The organism is Streptococcus mitis (assembly GCF_002096845.1).
GTDB classification, from domain to species: Bacteria; Bacillota; Bacilli; order Lactobacillales; family Streptococcaceae; genus Streptococcus; species Streptococcus mitis_A.
Genome location: NZ_NCVK01000002.1, coordinates 41302 through 60125, shown reverse-complemented (window position 1 = coordinate 60125; position 18824 = coordinate 41302). Strand labels below are relative to the sequence as shown.

Below are 18824 nucleotides of genomic sequence, written 5' to 3'. Positions count from 1 at the left end.
TATCATGGAAAATCCCTCCTTAACTATAAGTTTATCACATAAAAAAGAAACCCAAATACAGAATTGTATTTGAATTTCTTAACTTAATGACATTGGAATCAAATATAGTTCTCTTATATATAAAACGATTCCTTGGAAGTTGATTGCAGATAAGAACTCAAAAATGTGTACAGATAATCCTATCACAAGAGAATTAGTCAAGACGGCCATTATAGAAACTGGGCGAGATGTTTTTTTGAATCTTGGAATCACAGGTTTTTTGGCTGTCCATGAGATAGAAGGTTATCATGGAAATCCTCCCATGCTATTAGTAAGAGGTGAAAACGATTTTCCCAAACACCTAAAGAAAATCTATGATGATATCATTGCTCTAAATCCCAATGCGCGTCAAGTAACGATTTCAGATAGCAAACACCAGCCTATGAATGACCATCCTGAAGAGTTTAATCAGCTTATTGGTGAATTTTTTGAAGAAGTAGTAGGCCCGTAAGATAGGATCTATCTAACTTGTGAAAATCCTTGGAACATGATAAAATAAAGGATAAGGATTTTTAATAATTCATTATATAGAGTGAGTGGATTTCTTTATGAAGAGGTTTGAAGTATCTACAGAAATTGGTAGTCTCTCTGTTACTTATCAAAATCAAAAGAAAGTGCTAGTTTGTCTAAACGGAGCAGGTTTGATACCAAATTATGAAAATTTTTCACTTATACTTGAAAAACTTCCTCCTACAATTGGTTATTTGACAATTGATTTTCCGAACACAGGTAGGAGTCCGATTCATGACCAATCTGACAAAAATCTGGATAATCTTGTAGATGCAGTTTATGAAGTACTTGAAGAATTAGGGATTTCTGAATATATACTTTGTGTACATAGTTTGAGTGGAATTTTAGCTTGTAAATTGCTCAACAAACCAATTAAGTGTCAGGCTTTAGTAGCAATGGAACCGACAACTAAAAAAGTCATGTTTACTGATTTTTCAGAAAATTCTTATCCAGAAATGGAAGAGCAGATGAGGCTGATTGACGAGTATGGTCCTGAACTTTATTTTAAGAACTTAACTCAAGCAACATTTAGTCCTGAAACGAATAAAGAAATCTGGGAAATAATGCAAGAAAAAGGCTTAGAGTTGGAAAAGCAAAATCCAGGATTTCAGATATCTGGAGAGATTACTGAGGAAGATTTTGAGAATGTATCGATAGAATCTCATGTCCCTGTATTTATTTTTTGTCAAGCTTATAGAGAAAAAGAGTATAGAGAATCAGAATATTGGACTTCCAATACTAAACTCATTTTAGGAGGGAATCACCATTATTTACAATGGTCCGAAGCGGAAAAAATTGCAACTATTATTCGAGAATTGTCAGAATAAGATGGAAAGAAAGAGCCTACAGGAGACAAGATGAACTACTTTAATGTTGGGAAAATCGTCAATACGCAAGGGTTGCAGGGTGAGATGCGAGTCTTGTCTGTGACGGATTTTGCAGAAGAACGGTTTAAAAAAGGGGCTGAGCTGGCCTTGTTTGATGAAAAAGATCAGTTTGTCCAAACAGTGACCATCGCTAGTCACCGTAAACAGAAGAACTTTGACATTATTAAATTCAAAGATATGTACCATATCAATGCTATCGAAAAGTACAAGGGATACAGTCTCAAGGTTGCTGAGGAAGATTTGAATGACCTAGAAGATGGTGAATTTTACTATCACGAGATTATCGGTTTAGAAGTCTATGAGGGTGATAATTTGATTGGAACCATCAAGGAAATCCTGCAACCAGGTGCCAACGATGTCTGGGTGGTCAAGCGAAAAGGCAAGCGTGATTTGTTATTGCCTTATATCCCACCAGTGGTTTTCAATGTTGATATTCCAAACAACCGCGTCGATGTGGAAATCTTAGAAGGGTTAGACGATGAAGATTGATATTTTAACCCTTTTTCCAGAGATGTTTTCTCCACTGGAGCACTCAATCGTTGGAAAGGCTCGAGAAAAAGGGCTCTTGGATATCCAGTATCATAATTTTCGAGAAAATGCTGAAAAGGCCCGCCATGTTGATGATGAGCCCTACGGAGGCGGTCAGGGGATGTTGCTCCGAGTCCAACCTATTTTCGATGCCTTTGACGCTATTGAAAAGAAAAATCCGAGAGTGATTCTCCTCGATCCTGCAGGGAAGAAATTTGATCAGACTTATGCTGAAGATTTGGCTCAAGAGGAAGAACTAATCTTTATCTGTGGGCACTACGAGGGTTATGATGAGCGCATTAAGACCTTGGTGACAGATGAGATTTCCCTGGGCGACTATGTCTTGACTGGTGGAGAGTTGGCGGCTATGACCATGATTGATGCTACGGTACGCCTGATTCCAGAAGTGATTGGAAAGGAGTCTAGCCACCAAGATGATAGTTTTTCTTCAGGCCTTCTTGAATATCCTCAGTACACACGTCCCTATGATTATCGAGGCATGGTTGTCCCAGATGTTCTGATGAGCGGGCATCATGAAAAGATTCGTCAGTGGCGCCTGTATGAGAGTTTAAAGAAAACCTATGAACGCAGACCGGATTTGCTTGAACATTATCAACTGACAGCAGAAGAAGAAAAAATGCTGGCAGAAATCAAAGAAAACAAAGAATAAAGGAGAAACCTATGCAAGTAATCAAACGTGATGGAGAAATTGCTGAATTTAATCCAGATAAGATTTACCAAGCTATCTTAAAGGCAGCTCAGACTGTCTATGTATTGACAGATGATTTGCGTCAAAACCTTGCACAAGTCACTAAGAAAGTGGTTTTGGATTTGGAAGAGGCCAAGGTGGAACGTGCTACTATCAGCATGATTCAGTCTATGGTTGAACATCGTCTACTGGGTGCAGGTTACATTACCATTGCAGAACACTACATTTCCTATCGTCTGCAACGTGACTTGGAAAGAAGTGGTTATGGAGATCATATCGCGGTTCATTTACATTTTGAACAAGTTCGCTAAGAAAAAAGAGTGGGATGAAGTAACTACATCTCACTCTTTCTTAAATCTATTTTTTTGAGCTGTCTGGACAGTTGAAGGGACAAATCGCAGGCGTTGAATATCGCTTATGCGGATAATACGGCTCACATTTTTGGCAAAATTTTTCACGATAATTTGCTGGCCTTGTTGATCGTATTTGATGATGTCACCTGTAAAACTTGTCTCAGACAAGATAAGGTGAACAGCAGTTTGTTTCTGGATAGCCTCTTCAATAGTGGCTGTAAGGGAGTTGCTTTCAGTATGGTCTGGTTCTTCATGTCCATTTAAAAAGTCATGTATTTTATCTAGAACTTGCTGGAATTTATGTCTCATATTGGCCTCCCTTCTTTTATATCAATATTATATAAAATTTTCCTAAAATCTACAAGATTTTACGAATAATCAAATGAAAGCTAAAAAAGGAGAAGAAAATGGCAGAATTTACATTTAAAATCGAAGAGCACTTGTTGACTCTTTCTGAAAACGAAAAAGGTTGGACTAAGGAAATCAACCGTGTGAGCTTTAATGGTGCTCCTGCAAAGTTTGATATTCGTGCTTGGAGTCCAGATCATACTAAAATGGGCAAAGGGATTACTCTCTCCAATGAAGAATTTCAAACCATGGTGGATGCCTTTAAAGGAAACTAATACTCTTCGAAAATCTCTTCAAACCGCGTCAGCGTTGCCTTGCCGTATGTATGGTTACTGACTTCGTCAGTTCTATCCACAACCTCAAAACAGTGTTTTGAGCAACCTGCGGCTAGTTTCCTAGTTTGCTCTTTGATTTTCATTGAGTATAAGTTTTCAAAATGAAAGAAAAGGATACTGAGTCATGACAACTCGATATCCTTTTTAGTTAGCAAAGTAAGCCTGATTTTTAAGGCGTTGAAGTAGTGGACGGCTAATAAAACTAATAGCCAGAAGTTTACCAAGGTCTGGAATGATAAAGGGAATGACTCCAACAACAAGAGCTTTTTCAAATGCCATTCCAGCTAGGAAATGCAAGCTGAGAATCCCGCCGACAAAGACAAGGGCATCACCCAAGAGGTTTGCAAGAAAAATCTTGACAATACCACTCTCGCTGTTAGTTAGGGAAGAAGTAAGTCCAGAGTATACAAGATAAAACCAAAGATAACCTGCAGTAGGACCAACCAAAGCCTGCAATCCAGCTCCACCTCCTGCAAAAACAGGAAGACCGATGGCGCCTAGAAGAAGATAGAGTCCAACAGAAAGTACAGCCTCTCTCGGTCTAAAGACAGTAGCAATCAAGCCGATTGCAAAGTTCTGCAGAGTGAAGGGAACAGGTCCAATTGGAAGACTGATTTGTGCCAAAACAGCAATGAGAGCAGCCCCAATAGCAGGGATAGCATAAACGTGAGCTTTTTTCAAAATAGTTAACCTCTTTTCTAATATATAGTAACTATTATACTCATAGAGGAATCATTGTCAACCAATTTTTAAAAACAAGGTAACAAAAACTGTAACGGCCGATTTTGCTTACTGGTTAAGGTGGGTAATTGTTTTGTTGATTCGTAAAACATCAAAAAAGAAGCAGACACATTTGTATCAGCTTCTTTTATTTCGATTAACGCATGGTTACAAATTCTTCAGATGCAGTTGGGTGAATCGCAACAGTTGTGTCAAAGTCAGCCTTGGTTGCTCCCATTTTGATAGCAACGGCAAATCCCTGAATCATTTCATCAACGCCGTAGCCAATTCCATGAAGTCCGACAACTTTTTCTTCTGAACCAGCTGTTATCAATTTGAAACGGGATTCTTGTCTATTACTAGTAACGGCAGAGTACATAGATGCAAAGCTTGATTTGTAAACCTTGATTTGGTCTTGACCATATTCTTTGATAGCTTGCTCTTCTGTCAATCCAACCGTTCCGATAGCAGGGTGTGAAAAGACAACGGTTGGAATAGTTGAGTAATCCATTTTAGCAGTTGTTTTGCCGTTAAAGAGACGTTCAGATAGGGTACGCCCAGCCTTGATAGCAACTGGAGTCAGTTCTTTTTCACCTGTTACATCACCTAGAGCGTAGATTCCTTCAACAACAGTATTTTGGTATTCATCAACTTGGATAAAGCCACGTTCGTTCAGAGTTACTCCAGCTTTTTCAAGTTGCAATCCCTTAACGTTTGGACGGCGGCCCGTAGCCCAGATAACTTGGCTAGCTGTGTGACTAGTACCATCTTCGAAATGAATGGTAATGCCTTCAGCAGTTTTTTCTAACTTGACAGGGACTTTGTGAGTATGAAGTGGCAAGTTTGTTCTTTCCATTTCCTTGACCAAACCTTCAACGATGTAAGAATCAAAACCACGTAAAGGGCGATCACGGCGAACAAAGAGGTTTGTCTTGACACCAAAAGTGTGGAGCACGCCAGCCAATTCAACGGCGATATAACCAGCGCCTAGAATAGCGACTGACTCTGGAAGTTCTTCCCAGGCAAATACATCATCAGAAGAGCCACCTAGCTCAGCACCAGGAATATTTGGAATACTTGGATGGGCACCAGTAGCAATCACGATATGTTTAGCACGAATCAGTTCACCATTTACGCTGACAGTATGAGAATCTACAAATTCAGCATGGCCTTCAATCAAGTCTACACCGTTACGTTTAAAACTGCCATCATAAGAAGAACGAGCGCGATCAATGTAGGCTTCACGATTGCGACGTAGGGTTGCAAAGTCAAAGTTAAGATTAGTAGTCTTAAAGCCGTAGTCTTCTCCAAATTGATGGAAAGTCTCAGCGATTTGCGCCCCGTACCACATGATTTTTTTAGGAACACAGCCGACATTGACACAGGTTCCACCTAGTTTCTTTTCCTCAATAACGGCTGCTTTAGCTCCGTGTTCACCAGCACGGTTCATGGTAGCAATTCCTCCGCTACCTCCACCGATAGCGATGATATCGTATTCTCTCATTGAAAACTCCTTTGTACTCTTTTAAATAGTCGAGTGTCATTTTTTGATAGTCATATTCTATCTTTTTTTTGATTTGATTGCAAAAATCTGCTACGTACAAAAAAATTCAAGAAAAGGCTTGCAAAAAAGAAAAATAAAGTGTATGATATAACTAGTACAATGATTGTAAAATGAATTCCGAACAATAATTAAATCCTGAAATGTCATTATTTCGTTCTGAAATGTTATTGTTTCAAATTGATAATTTTTGTATAATATTGTTAAGAACTTTAAATCAAAAAGGAGTTTCATTATGAAAAAGAATGGTAAAGCTAAAAAGTGGCAATTGTATGCAGCAATCGGTGCTGCCAGTGTAGTTGTATTAGGTGCTGGGGGGATTTTGCTCTTTAGACAACCTTCTCATACTGCTGTAAAAGATGAAGCTACTCATCTTGTTGTTGCTAAGGAAGGAAGCGTGGCATCTTCTGTCTTATTGTCAGGGACAGTAACAGCAAAAAATGAACAATATGTTTATTTTGATGCTAGTAAGGGAGATTTAGATGAAATCCTTGTTTCTGTGGGTGATAAGGTCAGCGAAGGGCAGGCTTTAGTCAAGTATAGTAGTTCAGAAGCCCAGGCGGCTTATGATTCAGCTAGTCGAGCAGTAGCTAAGGCAGATCGTCATATCAACGAACTCAATCAAGCACGAAATGAAGTCGCTTCAGCTCCGGCTCCACAGTTACCAGCGCCAGCAGGAGGAGAAGGTGTTGCAGCGCAAGCTCCAGCTCCAGTCTCAGGAAATTCAGTTTCATCTATTGATGCACAACTGGGTGATGCTCGTGATGCTCGTGCAGATGCAGCAGCGCAATTAAGCAAGGCTAAAAGTCAGTTGGATGCAATGACGGTTCTCAGTACCTTAGAGGGAACTGTGGTCGAAGTCAACCGTAATGTTTCTAAATCTCCAACTGGAGCTAGCCAGGTGGTAGTTCATGTCGTTAGCAATGAAAACTTGCAAGTTAAGGGTGAACTATCTGAATATAACCTTGCCAACCTCTCTGTAGGACAAGAAGTAACCTTTACTTCTAAAGTTTACCAAGATAAGAGCTGGACTGGTAAGATTAGCTACATTTCTGACTACCCTAAAAACAATGGTGAAGCAGCAAGTGCAGCTACTGCCGCAGCAGGTGGTAATTCTGGTTCTAAATATCCATATACCATCGATGTTACAAGTGAAATCGGTGATTTGAAACAAGGATTCTCAGTAAGTGTTGAGGTCAAGAATAAGAGTAAAGCCATTTTGGTTCCTCTAACAAGTGTTGTGACTGAAAATGATAAGAACTATGTCTGGGTGCTTGACGAGCAGAAAAAGGCCAAGAAAGTGGAAGTTGGTTTGGGCAATGCTGATGCAGACAACCAAGAAATCACTTCAGGTCTGACAAATGGAGTCAAGGTCATCAGTAACCCAACGTCTTCTCTAGAGGAAGGAAAAGAGGTGAAGGCTGATGAAGCAACTAATTAGTCTAAAAAATATCTGCAGAAGCTACCGTAACGGTGACCAAGAACTGCAGGTTCTCAAAAATATCAACCTAGAAGTGAATGAGGGTGAATTTGTTGCCATCATGGGACCATCTGGTTCGGGTAAGTCCACTCTCATGAATACGATTGGCATGTTGGATACACCAACCAGTGGAGAATATTATCTTGAAGGGCAAGAAGTAGCTGGACTTGGTGAAAAACAACTAGCCAAGGTCCGCAATCAACAAATCGGTTTTGTCTTTCAGCAGTTCTTTCTTCTATCTAAACTCAATGCTCTGCAAAATGTAGAATTGCCCTTGATTTACGCGGGAGTTTCGGCTTCAAAACGGCGCAAGTTAGCTGAGGAATATCTAGATAAGGTTGAATTGACAGAACGTAGTCACCATTTGCCCTCTGAATTATCTGGTGGTCAAAAGCAACGTGTGGCTATCGCGCGTGCCTTGGTAAACAATCCTTCTATCATCCTAGCGGATGAACCGACAGGAGCCTTGGATACTAAAACAGGGAATCAAATTATGCAACTATTGGTTGACTTGAACAAAGAAGGAAAAACCATTATCATGGTAACGCATGAACCTGAAATAGCTGCGTATGCTAAACGCCAGATTGTCATTCGAGATGGAGTCATTTCGTCTGATAGTGCTCAGTTAGAAAAGGAGGAAAACTAAGATGCAGAATCTGAAATTTGCCTTTTCATCTATTATGGCTCACAAGATGCGTTCTTTGCTTACCATGATTGGGATTATTATCGGTGTTTCATCGGTTGTTGTGATTATGGCTCTGGGTGATTCTATGTCTCGACAGCTCAATAAAAATATGACCAGATCTCAAAAAAATATCAGTGTCTTTTTCTCTTCTAAAAAAAGTAAAGATGGATCTTTTACTCAGAAACAATCAGCTTTTACGGTTTCTGGAAAAGAAGAGGAAGTTCATGTTGAACCACCAAAACCGCAAGAATCTTGGGTCAAGGAGGCAGCCAAACTGAAGGGAGTGGATAATTACTATGTAACCAACTCAACGAACGCCATCTTGACTTATAAAGATAAAAAGGTTGAAAATGCCAATTTGACAGGTGGTAACAGAACTTATATGGAGGCTGTTAACAATGAAATTCTTGCAGGTCGTAGTCTGAGAGAACAAGATTTCAAAGAATTTGCAAGTGTCATTTTGCTTGATGAAGAATTATCCATTAGTCTATTTGGATCTCCTCAAGAGGCTATTAACAAGGTTGTGGAAGTCAATGGTTTTAGTTATCGAGTCATTGGTGTTTATACTAGCCCAGAATCTAAAAATTCAAAAATGTATGGTCTTGGTGGCTTGCCTATTACCACAAATATCTCCCTTGCTGCGAATTTTAATGTAGATGAAATTGCTAATATTGTCTTTCGAGTGAATGACACAAGCTTAACTCAAACTTTGGGTCCAGAATTAGCACGAAAAATGACAGAGCTTGCTGGCTTGCAACAGGGAGAATATCAAGTAGCAGATGAGTCAGCTGTATTTGCAGAAGTTCAACAATCGTTTAGTTTTATGACGACGGTTATTAGCGCCATTGCAGGAATTTCTCTCTTTGTTGGAGGAACTGGTGTTATGAACATTATGCTAGTTTCGGTGACAGAGCGTACCCGTGAGATTGGTCTTCGTAAGGCTTTGGGTGCGACACGTGCTAATATTTTAATCCAGTTTTTGATTGAATCCATGATTTTGACCTTGTTAGGTGGCTTGATTGGCTTGACAATTGCAAGTGGTTTAACTGCCTTAGCAGGTTTGTTACTGCAAGGTTTGATTGCAGGTATAGAAGTAGGAGTGTCAATCCCGGTTGCCCTATTTAGTCTTGCAGTTTCGGCTAGCGTGGGTATAGTTTTTGGGGTCTTGCCAGCCAACAAGGCCTCGAAGCTTGATCCAATTGAAGCTCTTCGTTATGAATAAGATCAACAAGATGGACACTCGTCTATCTTGTTTTTGTATAGATTTCCCTATCGAAAATCCTTAAAAATGTGATATAATGAAGTGTTAGAAAAACAGGTTTCATTTGCCTGGAAAGGAAAAATTATGTCTGAAAAGAATTTTTATATTACAACGCCGATTTACTATCCATCTGGGAAACTTCACATCGGTTCTGCCTACACAACCATCGCCTGTGATGTCCTAGCACGTTACAAACGTCTGATGGGCTACGATGTCTTTTATCTGACAGGTCTTGATGAGCATGGTCAGAAAATCCAGCAGAAAGCTGAAGAAGCTGGCATCACACCTCAAGCCTATGTTGACGGGATGGCAGTTGGAGTCAAAGAACTCTGGAAATTACTAGATATCTCATACGATAAATTCATCCGTACAACGGATGATTACCATGAAAAAGTAGTGGCTCAAGTATTTGAGCGCTTGCTGGTTCAAGATGATATCTATTTGGGTGAATACTCTGGCTGGTACTCAGTATCAGATGAAGAATTCTTTACAGAAAGCCAGCTTGCGGAAGTTTTCCGTGACGAAGCTGGAAATGTGACTGGTGGTATTGCTCCATCAGGTCACGAGGTTGAATGGGTATCTGAAGAATCATACTTCCTTCGCCTCAGCAAATACCAAGATCGTTTGGTCGAATTTTTCAAGTCCCATCCTGAATTTATCACTCCAGATGGTCGTCTGAATGAAATGCTTCGCAACTTCATCGAGCCAGGTTTGGAAGATTTGGCAGTTTCTCGTACAACCTTTACATGGGGTGTGCCAGTCCCATCCAATCCAAAACACGTTGTCTATGTTTGGTTTGATGCTCTGCTCAACTATGTGACAGCTCTTGGCTACGATCAAGACGAACACGCTAACTTTGACAAGTTCTGGAACGGAACAGTCTTCCACATGGTTGGAAAAGACATCCTTCGTTTTCACTCAATCTACTGGCCAATCCTTCTTATGATGTTGGATATCAAATTGCCAGAACGTTTGATTGGTCATGGTTGGTTTGTCATGAAAGACGGAAAGATGTCTAAATCTAAAGGGAATGTTGTCTATCCTGAAATGTTGATAGAGCGTTTTGGACTAGATCCACTTCGTTACTACCTCATGCGTAGCCTTCCAGTTGGTTCAGACGGAACCTTTACTCCGGAAGACTATGTCGGCCGTATCAATTATGAATTGGCTAATGACCTTGGAAACCTCCTCAACCGTACTGTTTCTATGATTAACAAGTACTTTGATGGACAAATTCCAGTCTATGTAGAGGGCGTGACAGAGTTTGATCATGCTCTTGCTGAGGTTGCAGAACAATCAATCGCAGACTACCATACACACATGGAAGCAGTTGACTACCCACGTGCTCTTGAAGCAGTCTGGACTCTGATCTCTCGTACCAATAAATACATCGATGAGACCGCACCATGGGTCTTGGCCAAGGATGAAGCTCTTCGTGACCAATTGGCAAGTGTCATGAGTCACTTGGCAGCCAGTCTTCGTGTCGTCGCTCACTTGATTGAGCCGTTTATGATGGAAACTAGTCGTGCAGTCTTGAATCAACTTGGCTTGGAAGAAGTAGCGAGCCTTGAAAACTTGAGCTTGGCTGATTTCCCTGCAGGTGTAACGGTAGTTGCCAAAGGAACACCAATCTTCCCACGTCTGGATATGGAAGAAGAAATCGCCTATATCAAGGAACAAATGGAAGGCAACAAACCAGCAGTCGAAAAAGAGTGGAACCCAGACGAAGTTGAACTCAAACTAAACAAGGAAGAAATCAAGTTTGAAGACTTTGACAAGGTCGAAATCCGTGTCGCAGAAGTCAAAGAAGTGTCTAAAGTAGAAGGTTCAGATAAGTTGCTTCAATTCCGCTTGGATGCTGGTGATGGAGAAGATCGTCAAATTCTTTCAGGAATTGCAAAATACTATCCAAATGAACAAGAATTGGTCGGCAAGAAAGTCCAAATCGTTGCTAACCTCAAACCTCGTAAGATGATGAAGAAATATGTCAGTCAAGGGATGATCCTCTCAGCTGAACATGATGGAAAATTAACCCTTCTCACAGTTGATCCGTCTGTACCAAACGGAAGTGTGATTGGGTAAGATTTAAAAGGACCAGTTTAAGCTGGTTCTTTTCTTTTATGAGATAGCAGTTGATAAAAGTGTCATTCTGCTTTATAATGAAGAAAACGGAGGAAGAAGCCATGAAATACATTTCATTTGGACAAGAGAAAAGAGAACTATCAGAAATTGTCCTTGGTATGATGCGAACCAGTGACAAGTCGGTTAAAGAAGTTGAGGGACTGGTTGAAACAGCCTTATCTGTCGGAATCAATGCCTTTGACTTGGCAGATATCTATGGTCGTGGACGTTGCGAAGAATTACTGGGTCAAGTCTTAAAACATCGCCCTGACTTGCGTGAGAAGATGTGGATTCAGTCCAAGTGTGGTATTCGCATAGAAGAATTTACCTATTTTGATTTTTCAAAAGAGTATATATTACAATCAGTTGATGGGATTTTAGAAAGATTGCAGGTTGATTATTTAGATAGCTTGCTTCTTCATCGACCAGATGCTTTGATGGAAGCTGACCAAGTGGCAGAAGCTTTTGAAATTCTACAAAAATCAGGTAAAGTTCGATACTTTGGTGTGTCCAACCAAAATCCCATGATGATGGAGTTGCTGAAGAAAGAAGTCAAACAACCTCTATCTATTAATCAATTACAATTAAGTGCAGCTTTCACACCTGGTTTTGAAGCAGGTTTTCATGTTAATATGGAAGGCAACAAGGCAGCTTTGCGTGATGGAAGCGTCTTTGAATACTGCAAATTAAATGACATGGTTATCCAGGCCTGGTCAGTCTTGCAGTTCGGATATTTTAAAGGGAATTTTGTTGGAAATGAGAAATTTCAAGCTTTAAATCAAGTACTTGATCGTTTAGCTTTTAAATATGGAGTAACCCCTTCAACTATTGCCATTTCTTGGATATTGCGTTATCCAGCAAAAATGCAGGCAGTCGTAGGTACAACAAATCCTAAGCATTTGATAGAAGCTAGCCAAGCGACAAACTTTAACTTAACAAGAAAAGAATGGTATGAAATTTACATCGCTGCAGGGAATGATTTACCTTAGGAAAAAATGCATTTAAAGAAATCACAGTCAAAAAATGTTTCAAAACGTTTTTTGTTATGTGGCTATTAGTCTGTCTTGATTCGTTAGGTACGGTTCATAAACGGATGATTATGATTTAACTATTCTGATTTATATACTGGTAGGGAAGTAGTATCCCATAATCGACGGTACGATAGTAGATATTATAAAATGGACTAGAGTCATTTTTGGATTTTGATTGAGTATAAAACATCATAGAGAATAAAAAAAATGAGGTTAGGATTTTTTGTCCTAACCTATTTTTACATATAATAAACAATGGCAATGTACTGGAGGGCAGATGCTGCTAGGATAAAGAGATGCCAAATCATGTGGAAATAAGGTTTTTTCTTGGCGTAAAATCCAGCCCCAACTGTATAACAGAGTCCGCCAGTTACCATGAGACTCCAAAAGATTGGAGTTGTTTGACTGATAATGGCAGGAATGATAGCTAGAACCAACCAGCCCATAATCAGGTAAAGAGCAAGGCTAAATTTCTCATTGACTTTTTTAGCAAAGATTTTATAGAGAATACCAAAGATGGTCGTTCCCCATTGGATGGCAATAATCAGATAGCCAAACCAGTTATTCATCAAAGTCAGTACTACAGGTGTATAAGAGCCAGCAATGGCAACATAAATCATAGAATGATCAATGATTCTCAAGACATATTTATGGGTCGAACCATAGGCCATAGAGTGGTAAATGGTTGACGAGAGGAACATGAGAAATAGGCTGATAACAAAAATGGAAACCCCGATAGATGATAAAAATCCGTGTGCCTCATAACTATAGGTGGATGAAATAGGCAGTAAGATGAGCATGATGACTGCACCCACAGCGTGGGTCACGCTATTAGCAATCTCCTCTCCAAAACTGAGTTGTTTGCTGAGTTTAAGACTAGTATTCATTAGATTTTCTCCTCTTCAGTCTGACGGATTAAGGCTAGAGTTTGATGATAGAGTTTAACGGTTTGGCAGCTACTTTGTATAATAGGGTTAGATGGGTCAATTCCTTGGTTCATATAGTCCACAAAGGCATCGTAGAGTTTCTCTGAACTGACTTGACTTTGTAGAGTATTCAGTGTCTGGGCTATTTCTTGAATAGAGAATACCGACTTGAGGGTTGTGATAGCAATCAGACGGGCAATCTGTTGGCGTTGGTATTTTTTCTTGTCAGGCTTTGTCAGGTAACCATGTTTGACATAGTTATTGACCATGGATGCTGTTAGGCCCTTGTCTTTATCAGGAGAGATAGGGGCGCAGACCTGATTGACATAGAGCAAAACCTGGTCCAGATAGAGGTCAATATTTGGGATTTCTACCCATTTTGGGTAGGAAAAGGTAGTTTTCATTTTCAACTCCTTTTTATCTAGTTTTAATAACTAGATTATAAAATAATAAAAACATAAAGTCAAGTTTTAACTGCTTGTAGAAAGACTTAAATTATGCTATGATGGGAGAAACTAGTCAGAAATGAGGAGAAAAGATGGAGATTCGTTTAGCTTTTCCAAATGAAGTAGATGCCATCATGCAAGTGATGGAGGATGCTAAAAAATGTTTAGCGTATGCTGGTAGTGACCAGTGGCAAAATGGTTATCCAAATGCTGATATTATTATTGAAGATATTATCTCAGGTCAAGCCTACGTAGCCTTGGAAGAGGGAGAACTACTAGCTTATGCAGCTGTGACCAAGAGTCCAGAGGCAGCCTATGAAGCCATTTATGAAGGCAACTGGCAAGCTGGGGAGTCAGAGTACCTAGTCTTTCACCGTATTGCTGTGGCAGCAGATGTCCAGGGACAGGGGGTTGCTCAGACTTTCCTAGAAGGCTTAATTGAAGGATTTGATTACCTAGATTTTCGCTTAGATACGCATGTTGCAAACAAGGTCATGCAGCATATCTTTGAAAAACTCGGTTTTAAACAGGTTGGTAAGGTTCCAGTTGATGGCGAACGCTTGGCCTATCAAAAATTGAAGAAATAATGCAAAAGAAGTACGTAAAAATACTCTACTTTTCGCCAATAGGAACCTTGTCTTTGGTTGCCGACGAGCAATATCTGTATGGCATTTGGGTGCATGAGCAGAAGCATTTTGAGAGGGGACTAGGGTATGAAATAATAGAAGAAGTTGTTAGTCATCCCATTTTAGATCCAGTTATTGCTTGCTTAGATGCTTACTTTAAAGGCAAACCTCAGGATTTATCCAACTTACCCTTGGCTCCAATCGGAACGGATTTTGAAAAGCTAGTTTGGTCCTATTTACAGGGAATTCCTTATGGTCAGACAGTGACCTATGGACAAATAGCGAAAGACCTACAAGTGCCTTCTGCTCAAGCAATTGGTGGAGCAGTGGGACGCAATCCGTGGTCTATCCTAGTACCTTGTCATCGTGTGCTGGGAGCAGGCAAGCGTCTGACAGGTTATGCTGCAGGAGTGGAAAAGAAAGCCTGGCTCTTGGAGCATGAAGGAGTAGATTTTAAAGATATAAACAATAGAAAGTGAAACATATGTTAGAATTTATCGAATACCCAAAATGTTCAACTTGTAAAAAAGCAAAACAAGAATTAAACCAACTCGGTGTGGACTATAAAGCCGTTCACATCGTTGAAGAAACACCTAGCCAAGAAGTCATTTTAAACTGGCTAGAGACCTCAGGTTTTGAGTTGAAGCAATTTTTCAACACCAGTGGGATCAAATACCGTGAATTAGGATTGAAAGATAAGGTAGGAAGTCTGTCAAACCAAGAAGCGGCTGAGTTGCTAGCAAGTGACGGTATGTTGTTAAAACGGCCCATTTTAGTAGAAAATGGAACTGTTAAGCAAATCGGTTATCGAAAAGCTTATGAAGAATTGGGATTGAGATAGTTTTTACTTATCTCTTTGATAGATAAAATATATAGCCTCCCTGTTTCAAAGTATGATAAACTAGTAGGTAGACAAAGTCTGTACCTGACCGTAGCAAATAATTTCATTGACGGCAGAAGTATGGTAGAATGAATCATTATCAGGAGAGGATGTTTTTATGAATGTTACAACGATTTTAGCATCAGATTGGTACCAAAACTTGATGCAATTGATTCCGGATGGCAAGCTTTTTAGCTTGCGTTCGGTCTTTGATGGAATTCCGAGAATTGTCCAACAACTTCCAACAACGATTATGTTGACCATTGGTGGTGCCCTTTTTGGCTTGATTTTGGCACTTCTTTTTGCCATTGTGAAAATCAATCGTGTCAAGATTTTATATCCCTTGCAGGCATTCTTTGTTAGCTTCTTAAAAGGGACACCGATTTTGGTGCAACTCATGTTGACCTACTACGGAATTCCGTTGGCTTTAAAAGCCCTCAATCAGCAATGGGGAACTGGTCTCAATATCAATGCGATTCCAGCCGCTGCTTTTGCCATTGTCGCCTTTGCCTTTAATGAGGCAGCTTATGCTAGTGAAACCATTCGTGCAGCCATTCTCTCAGTCAATCCTGGTGAGATTGAGGCGGCACGAAGTCTGGGTATGACCCGAGCGCAAGTTTATCGTCGAGTGATTATTCCAAATGCAGCGGTGGTAGCTACTCCAACCTTAATTAACTCCCTCATCGGCTTGACCAAGGGAACTTCCCTAGCCTTTAGTGCGGGTGTTGTGGAAGTTTTTGCCCAAGCTCAGATTTTAGGTGGTGCTGATTACCGCTATTTTGAACGCTTTATCTCCGTTGCCCTTGTTTATTGGGTAGTCAATATCGGAATTGAAAGTCTCGGTCGCTTCATCGAGAGAAAAATGGCTATTTCTGCACCCGATACAGTGCAAACAGATGTGAAAGGAGATCTTCGTTAATGATTAAGATTTCGAATTTAAGCAAATCCTTTTCAGGACAGACTGTCTTAGATCATCTGGACTTGGATATTCAAAAAGGGGAAGTTGTAGCCTTGATTGGTTCTTCAGGAGCTGGAAAATCAACCTTCCTTCGCAGTCTCAATTATCTTGAAACACCTGACAGTGGCTCTATTCAGATTGATGATTTCTCAGTTGATTTTTCTAAAATCACTCAAGAAGAAATCCTTGCCCTACGCCGTAAGCTGTCTATGGTTTTCCAACAGTTTAATTTGTTTGAACGCCGAACAGCACTTGATAATGTGAAAGAAGGCTTGGTTGTTGTCAAGAAATTATCTGACCAAGAAGCGACTAAGATTGCCAAGGAAGAGTTGGCTAAGGTTGGACTTTCTGACCGTGAAAACCATTACCCTCGACATTTATCAGGTGGACAGAAGCAACGGGTTGCCCTAGCGCGTGCGCTTGCTATGAAACCAGATGTCTTGCTCTTAGACGAACCAACTTCAGCCCTTGACCCAGAATTGGTCGGTGAAGTAGAAAAGTCTATTGCAGATGCTGCTAAGTCAGGTCAAACCATGATTTTGGTTAGTCATGACATGTCCTTTGTAGCCCAAGTGGCTGATAAGATTCTCTTCTTAGATAAGGGGAAAATCATTGAGTCTGGAACACCGGATGAGATTATCCACCATCCTAAAGAAGAGCGGACAAAAGAATTCTTCGCTAGTTACAAACGGACTTATATTTGATATAATAGATAAAGGAAAACTCAGTTAGCTGGACTAGCTGAGTTTACTCTTTAAAAAAGATAGAAATGAGAGAAATCATGCTACTGCAACTATTTTCTTTATATTTCGAGAGTTTGATCTTGACCACCATCCTTGTCCTGATTTTTTTAGGGATTTGGATTGGACTGAGAGCCATGTCGGGAGTTGATAAGACAGCCAAGGCTCGCCAAGCCCATCTCTATGATATGATTATGATTGGGGTTTTGGTTGTTCCAGTATTATCCTTTGCGGTTATGAGTTTAATTCTTGTTTTCAAGGCATAATCCTTGCTTTCAAGGCATAATCCTTGCTTGATTGACAAGAAAGAGTTAGAATAAAGATAGTTACAACAAGAAAGAAGGAATCTATATGTACGATACTATTATTATCGGTGCTGGACCTGCGGGTATGACTGCAGCCTTGTATGCTGCTCGAAGCAATTTGAAAGTAGCCTTGATTGAAGGTGGTCTGCCAGGTGGTCAGATGAATAATACATCTGATATTGAAAATTACCCAGGATACGCTAATATTAGTGGGCCTGAATTGGCTGAAAAGATGTTTGAACCACTTGAAAATCTTGGTGTTGAGCACATTTATGGTTATGTTGAAAATGTCCAAGATCATGGTGATTTTAAGAAAGTGATGACTGATGACCAAACATATGAAACTCGTACCGTTATCGTAGCGACTGGTTCTAAACACCGTCCTTTGGGAGTACCTGGAGAAGAAGAACTGAATAGTCGTGGTGTTTCATACTGTGCCGTGTGTGATGGTGCTTTCTTCCGTGATCAAGATTTGTTGGTAGTTGGTGGTGGGGATTCAGCTGTTGAAGAAGCCCTCTTCTTAACTCGCTTTGCCAAGACTGTTACCATTGTTCACCGTCGTGACCAACTTCGTGCCCAAAAGGTTTTACAAGACCGCGCCTTTGCGAATGAGAAAATCAGCTTTATCTGGGATTCTGTAGTGAAGGAAATCAAGGGTGAAAACCGAGTAGAATCTGTCGTATTTGAAAATGTGAAAACAGGTCAAGTGACAGAAAAAGCCTTCGGTGGTGTCTTTATCTATGTTGGTTTGGACCCTCTTAGCGATTTTGTTAAAGAATTGAATATCCAAGATCAGGCTGGTTGGATTGTGACAGATAACCACATGAAAACTGCAGTTGATGGTATCTTTGCAGTTGGAGATGTTCGCCAGAAAGACCTTCGCCAAGTAACAACAGCAGTTGGAGATGGAGCTGTCGCTGGTCAAGAAGCCTATAAATTTATCACAGAACATAGTTAATTATAAAAACGCATAGTATCAGATTTACAAAAAATTTGACACTATGTGTTTTATTGTGGGAAAATTAATTTCATTTTCTACTGAAATTGAGTTTTGCCAGCCTCTTATATTTTTAGAAAAATCCTTTAATCTTGTCAACGAGGCCATCTAGACTTTCTGAACCAGAAATCAACTGCTGAGCTTGAGAGAAGTATTCTCCAAGTTGTTCTTGATTTTCTGCAACAAATGTTTTAGCAACTTCGAAATCTTTTGTTTCGATTAATTCTTTTACTCGATTAAACAAACCTAATGGGTTCATCAGTTAGCTTTTTTGAAATTGGGTTTTAAGCTCTATTTTTAGTGTACTCAAAATTAGGATAGACTATAATTTTTATTCGTTTAGTAAAAAGAAAATGTATATTTTGAAAGAAATTCAAG

The 18824-nt window shown here is 39.9% G+C and carries 24 protein-coding genes and 1 pseudogene; 18 read left to right on the top strand and 7 right to left on the bottom strand.

The window, feature by feature from the left end:
- Nucleotides 1–97 precede the first annotated feature (97 nt).
- The 5 genes and pseudogenes from B7695_RS00690 to B7695_RS00670 form a co-directional block, all read left to right on the top strand.
- Nucleotides 98–490, top strand: a pseudogene (locus B7695_RS00690) (alpha/beta fold hydrolase); the annotation flags it as partial.
- Nucleotides 491–587: 97 nt separating this feature from the next.
- Nucleotides 588–1376 (top strand): alpha/beta fold hydrolase, encoded by a 789-nt coding sequence (locus tag B7695_RS00685; protein ID WP_084889311.1) that lies wholly within the window; start codon nt 588–590, stop codon nt 1374–1376.
- Between the two features lie 30 nt (nt 1377–1406).
- Nucleotides 1407–1925 (top strand): ribosome maturation factor RimM, encoded by a 519-nt coding sequence (gene rimM, locus B7695_RS00680; protein ID WP_084889310.1) that lies wholly within the window; start codon nt 1407–1409, stop codon nt 1923–1925.
- Entirely contained in the window at nt 1915–2634 is a 720-nt protein-coding gene (trmD, locus tag B7695_RS00675) for a tRNA (guanosine(37)-N1)-methyltransferase TrmD (RefSeq protein WP_084889309.1), read from the top strand. The genes rimM and trmD overlap by 11 nt, the downstream gene beginning before the upstream one ends.
- Nucleotides 2635–2645: 11 nt before the next feature.
- Nucleotides 2646–2984: an ATP cone domain-containing protein gene (locus tag B7695_RS00670; protein WP_001196041.1), complete on the top strand. Its 339-nt coding sequence runs from the start codon at nt 2646–2648 to the stop codon at nt 2982–2984.
- A 30-nt stretch (nt 2985–3014) separates the two neighbouring features.
- Here B7695_RS00670 and B7695_RS00665 read toward each other — a convergent pair whose 3' ends face one another.
- Complete coding sequence (locus B7695_RS00665) at nt 3015–3335, bottom strand: hypothetical protein (protein ID WP_084889308.1); 321 nt, start codon at nt 3333–3335, stop codon at nt 3015–3017.
- 98 nt (nt 3336–3433) lie between these two features.
- Here B7695_RS00665 and B7695_RS00660 point away from each other — a divergent pair, with 98 nt between their 5' ends.
- On the top strand, nt 3434–3649 hold the full coding sequence (locus B7695_RS00660; protein WP_000807437.1) for a YdbC family protein: 216 nt from the start codon (nt 3434–3436) through the stop codon (nt 3647–3649).
- Here B7695_RS00660 and B7695_RS11310 read toward each other — a convergent pair.
- From B7695_RS11310 to gor, 3 genes are all read right to left on the bottom strand, one after another.
- On the bottom strand, nt 3646–3792 hold the full coding sequence (locus B7695_RS11310; RefSeq protein ID WP_033683202.1) for a hypothetical protein: 147 nt from the start codon (nt 3790–3792) through the stop codon (nt 3646–3648). The two genes, B7695_RS00660 and B7695_RS11310, sit on opposite strands and share 4 nt — an antisense overlap.
- 61 nt (nt 3793–3853) lie before the next feature.
- Complete coding sequence (locus tag B7695_RS00650) at nt 3854–4390, bottom strand: biotin transporter BioY (protein WP_061425168.1); 537 nt, start codon at nt 4388–4390, stop codon at nt 3854–3856.
- Between the two features lie 196 nt (nt 4391–4586).
- A complete protein-coding gene (gor, locus tag B7695_RS00645; protein WP_084889307.1) occupies nt 4587–5933 on the bottom strand; it encodes a glutathione-disulfide reductase in 1347 nt (448 codons plus the stop codon).
- A 289-nt stretch (nt 5934–6222) separates the two neighbouring features.
- Between gor and B7695_RS00640 the strand changes: the two genes are divergently transcribed.
- The 5 genes from B7695_RS00640 (at nt 6223) to B7695_RS00620 (ending at nt 12526) form a co-directional block, all read left to right on the top strand.
- Entirely contained in the window at nt 6223–7431 is a 1209-nt protein-coding gene (locus B7695_RS00640; protein ID WP_192855697.1) for an efflux RND transporter periplasmic adaptor subunit, read from the top strand.
- On the top strand, nt 7415–8116 hold the full coding sequence (locus B7695_RS00635; protein WP_033680086.1) for an ABC transporter ATP-binding protein: 702 nt from the start codon (nt 7415–7417) through the stop codon (nt 8114–8116). Before B7695_RS00640 ends, B7695_RS00635 begins: the two co-directional genes overlap by 17 nt.
- Before the next feature lies 1 nt (nt 8117).
- Nucleotides 8118–9377, top strand: coding sequence for an ABC transporter permease (locus B7695_RS00630; RefSeq protein WP_001180431.1), 1260 nt, complete (start codon nt 8118–8120; stop codon nt 9375–9377).
- A gap of 123 nt (nt 9378–9500) precedes the next feature.
- Entirely contained in the window at nt 9501–11498 is a 1998-nt protein-coding gene (gene metG / locus B7695_RS00625) for a methionine--tRNA ligase (protein WP_084889305.1), read from the top strand.
- A gap of 101 nt (nt 11499–11599) precedes the next feature.
- The gene (locus B7695_RS00620) at nt 11600–12526 is read left to right on the top strand and encodes an aldo/keto reductase (RefSeq protein WP_084889314.1); all 927 of its coding nucleotides are present in this window, start codon (nt 11600–11602) and stop codon (nt 12524–12526) included.
- A gap of 281 nt (nt 12527–12807) precedes the next feature.
- Here the strand turns inward: B7695_RS00620 and trhA are convergent, their stop codons facing one another.
- On the bottom strand, nt 12808–13455 hold the full coding sequence (gene trhA, locus B7695_RS00615) for a PAQR family membrane homeostasis protein TrhA (RefSeq protein WP_001097996.1): 648 nt from the start codon (nt 13453–13455) through the stop codon (nt 12808–12810).
- Nucleotides 13455–13898, bottom strand: coding sequence for a DUF1836 domain-containing protein (locus tag B7695_RS00610; RefSeq protein ID WP_084889304.1), 444 nt, complete (start codon nt 13896–13898; stop codon nt 13455–13457). Before B7695_RS00610 ends, trhA begins: the two co-directional genes overlap by 1 nt.
- A gap of 134 nt (nt 13899–14032) precedes the next feature.
- Between B7695_RS00610 and B7695_RS00605 the strand changes: the two genes are divergently transcribed.
- The 7 genes from B7695_RS00605 (at nt 14033) to trxB (ending at nt 18407) form a co-directional block, all read left to right on the top strand.
- Entirely contained in the window at nt 14033–14527 is a 495-nt protein-coding gene (locus tag B7695_RS00605) for a GNAT family N-acetyltransferase (RefSeq protein ID WP_084889303.1), read from the top strand.
- Nucleotides 14527–15045 (top strand): methylated-DNA--[protein]-cysteine S-methyltransferase, encoded by a 519-nt coding sequence (locus tag B7695_RS00600; protein WP_084889302.1) that lies wholly within the window; start codon nt 14527–14529, stop codon nt 15043–15045. Before B7695_RS00605 ends, B7695_RS00600 begins: the two co-directional genes overlap by 1 nt.
- 5 nt (nt 15046–15050) lie before the next feature.
- Nucleotides 15051–15407: an arsenate reductase family protein gene (locus B7695_RS00595; protein WP_078351980.1), complete on the top strand. Its 357-nt coding sequence runs from the start codon at nt 15051–15053 to the stop codon at nt 15405–15407.
- A gap of 157 nt (nt 15408–15564) precedes the next feature.
- Nucleotides 15565–16365, top strand: coding sequence for an amino acid ABC transporter permease (locus B7695_RS00590; RefSeq protein WP_084889301.1), 801 nt, complete (start codon nt 15565–15567; stop codon nt 16363–16365).
- The gene (locus tag B7695_RS00585) at nt 16365–17108 is read left to right on the top strand and encodes an amino acid ABC transporter ATP-binding protein (protein WP_000590965.1); all 744 of its coding nucleotides are present in this window, start codon (nt 16365–16367) and stop codon (nt 17106–17108) included. The genes B7695_RS00590 and B7695_RS00585 overlap by 1 nt, the downstream gene beginning before the upstream one ends.
- A 77-nt stretch (nt 17109–17185) precedes the next feature.
- The gene (locus B7695_RS00580; RefSeq protein ID WP_000926599.1) at nt 17186–17410 is read left to right on the top strand and encodes a DUF4059 family protein; all 225 of its coding nucleotides are present in this window, start codon (nt 17186–17188) and stop codon (nt 17408–17410) included.
- An 85-nt stretch (nt 17411–17495) separates the two neighbouring features.
- Nucleotides 17496–18407 (top strand): thioredoxin-disulfide reductase, encoded by a 912-nt coding sequence (trxB, locus tag B7695_RS00575; RefSeq protein ID WP_084889300.1) that lies wholly within the window; start codon nt 17496–17498, stop codon nt 18405–18407.
- Nucleotides 18408–18519: 112 nt separating this feature from the next.
- Here trxB and B7695_RS00570 read toward each other — a convergent pair whose 3' ends face one another.
- The gene (locus B7695_RS00570; RefSeq protein WP_084889299.1) at nt 18520–18705 is read right to left on the bottom strand and encodes a hypothetical protein; all 186 of its coding nucleotides are present in this window, start codon (nt 18703–18705) and stop codon (nt 18520–18522) included.
- Between the last annotated feature and the right edge of the window lie 119 nt (nt 18706–18824).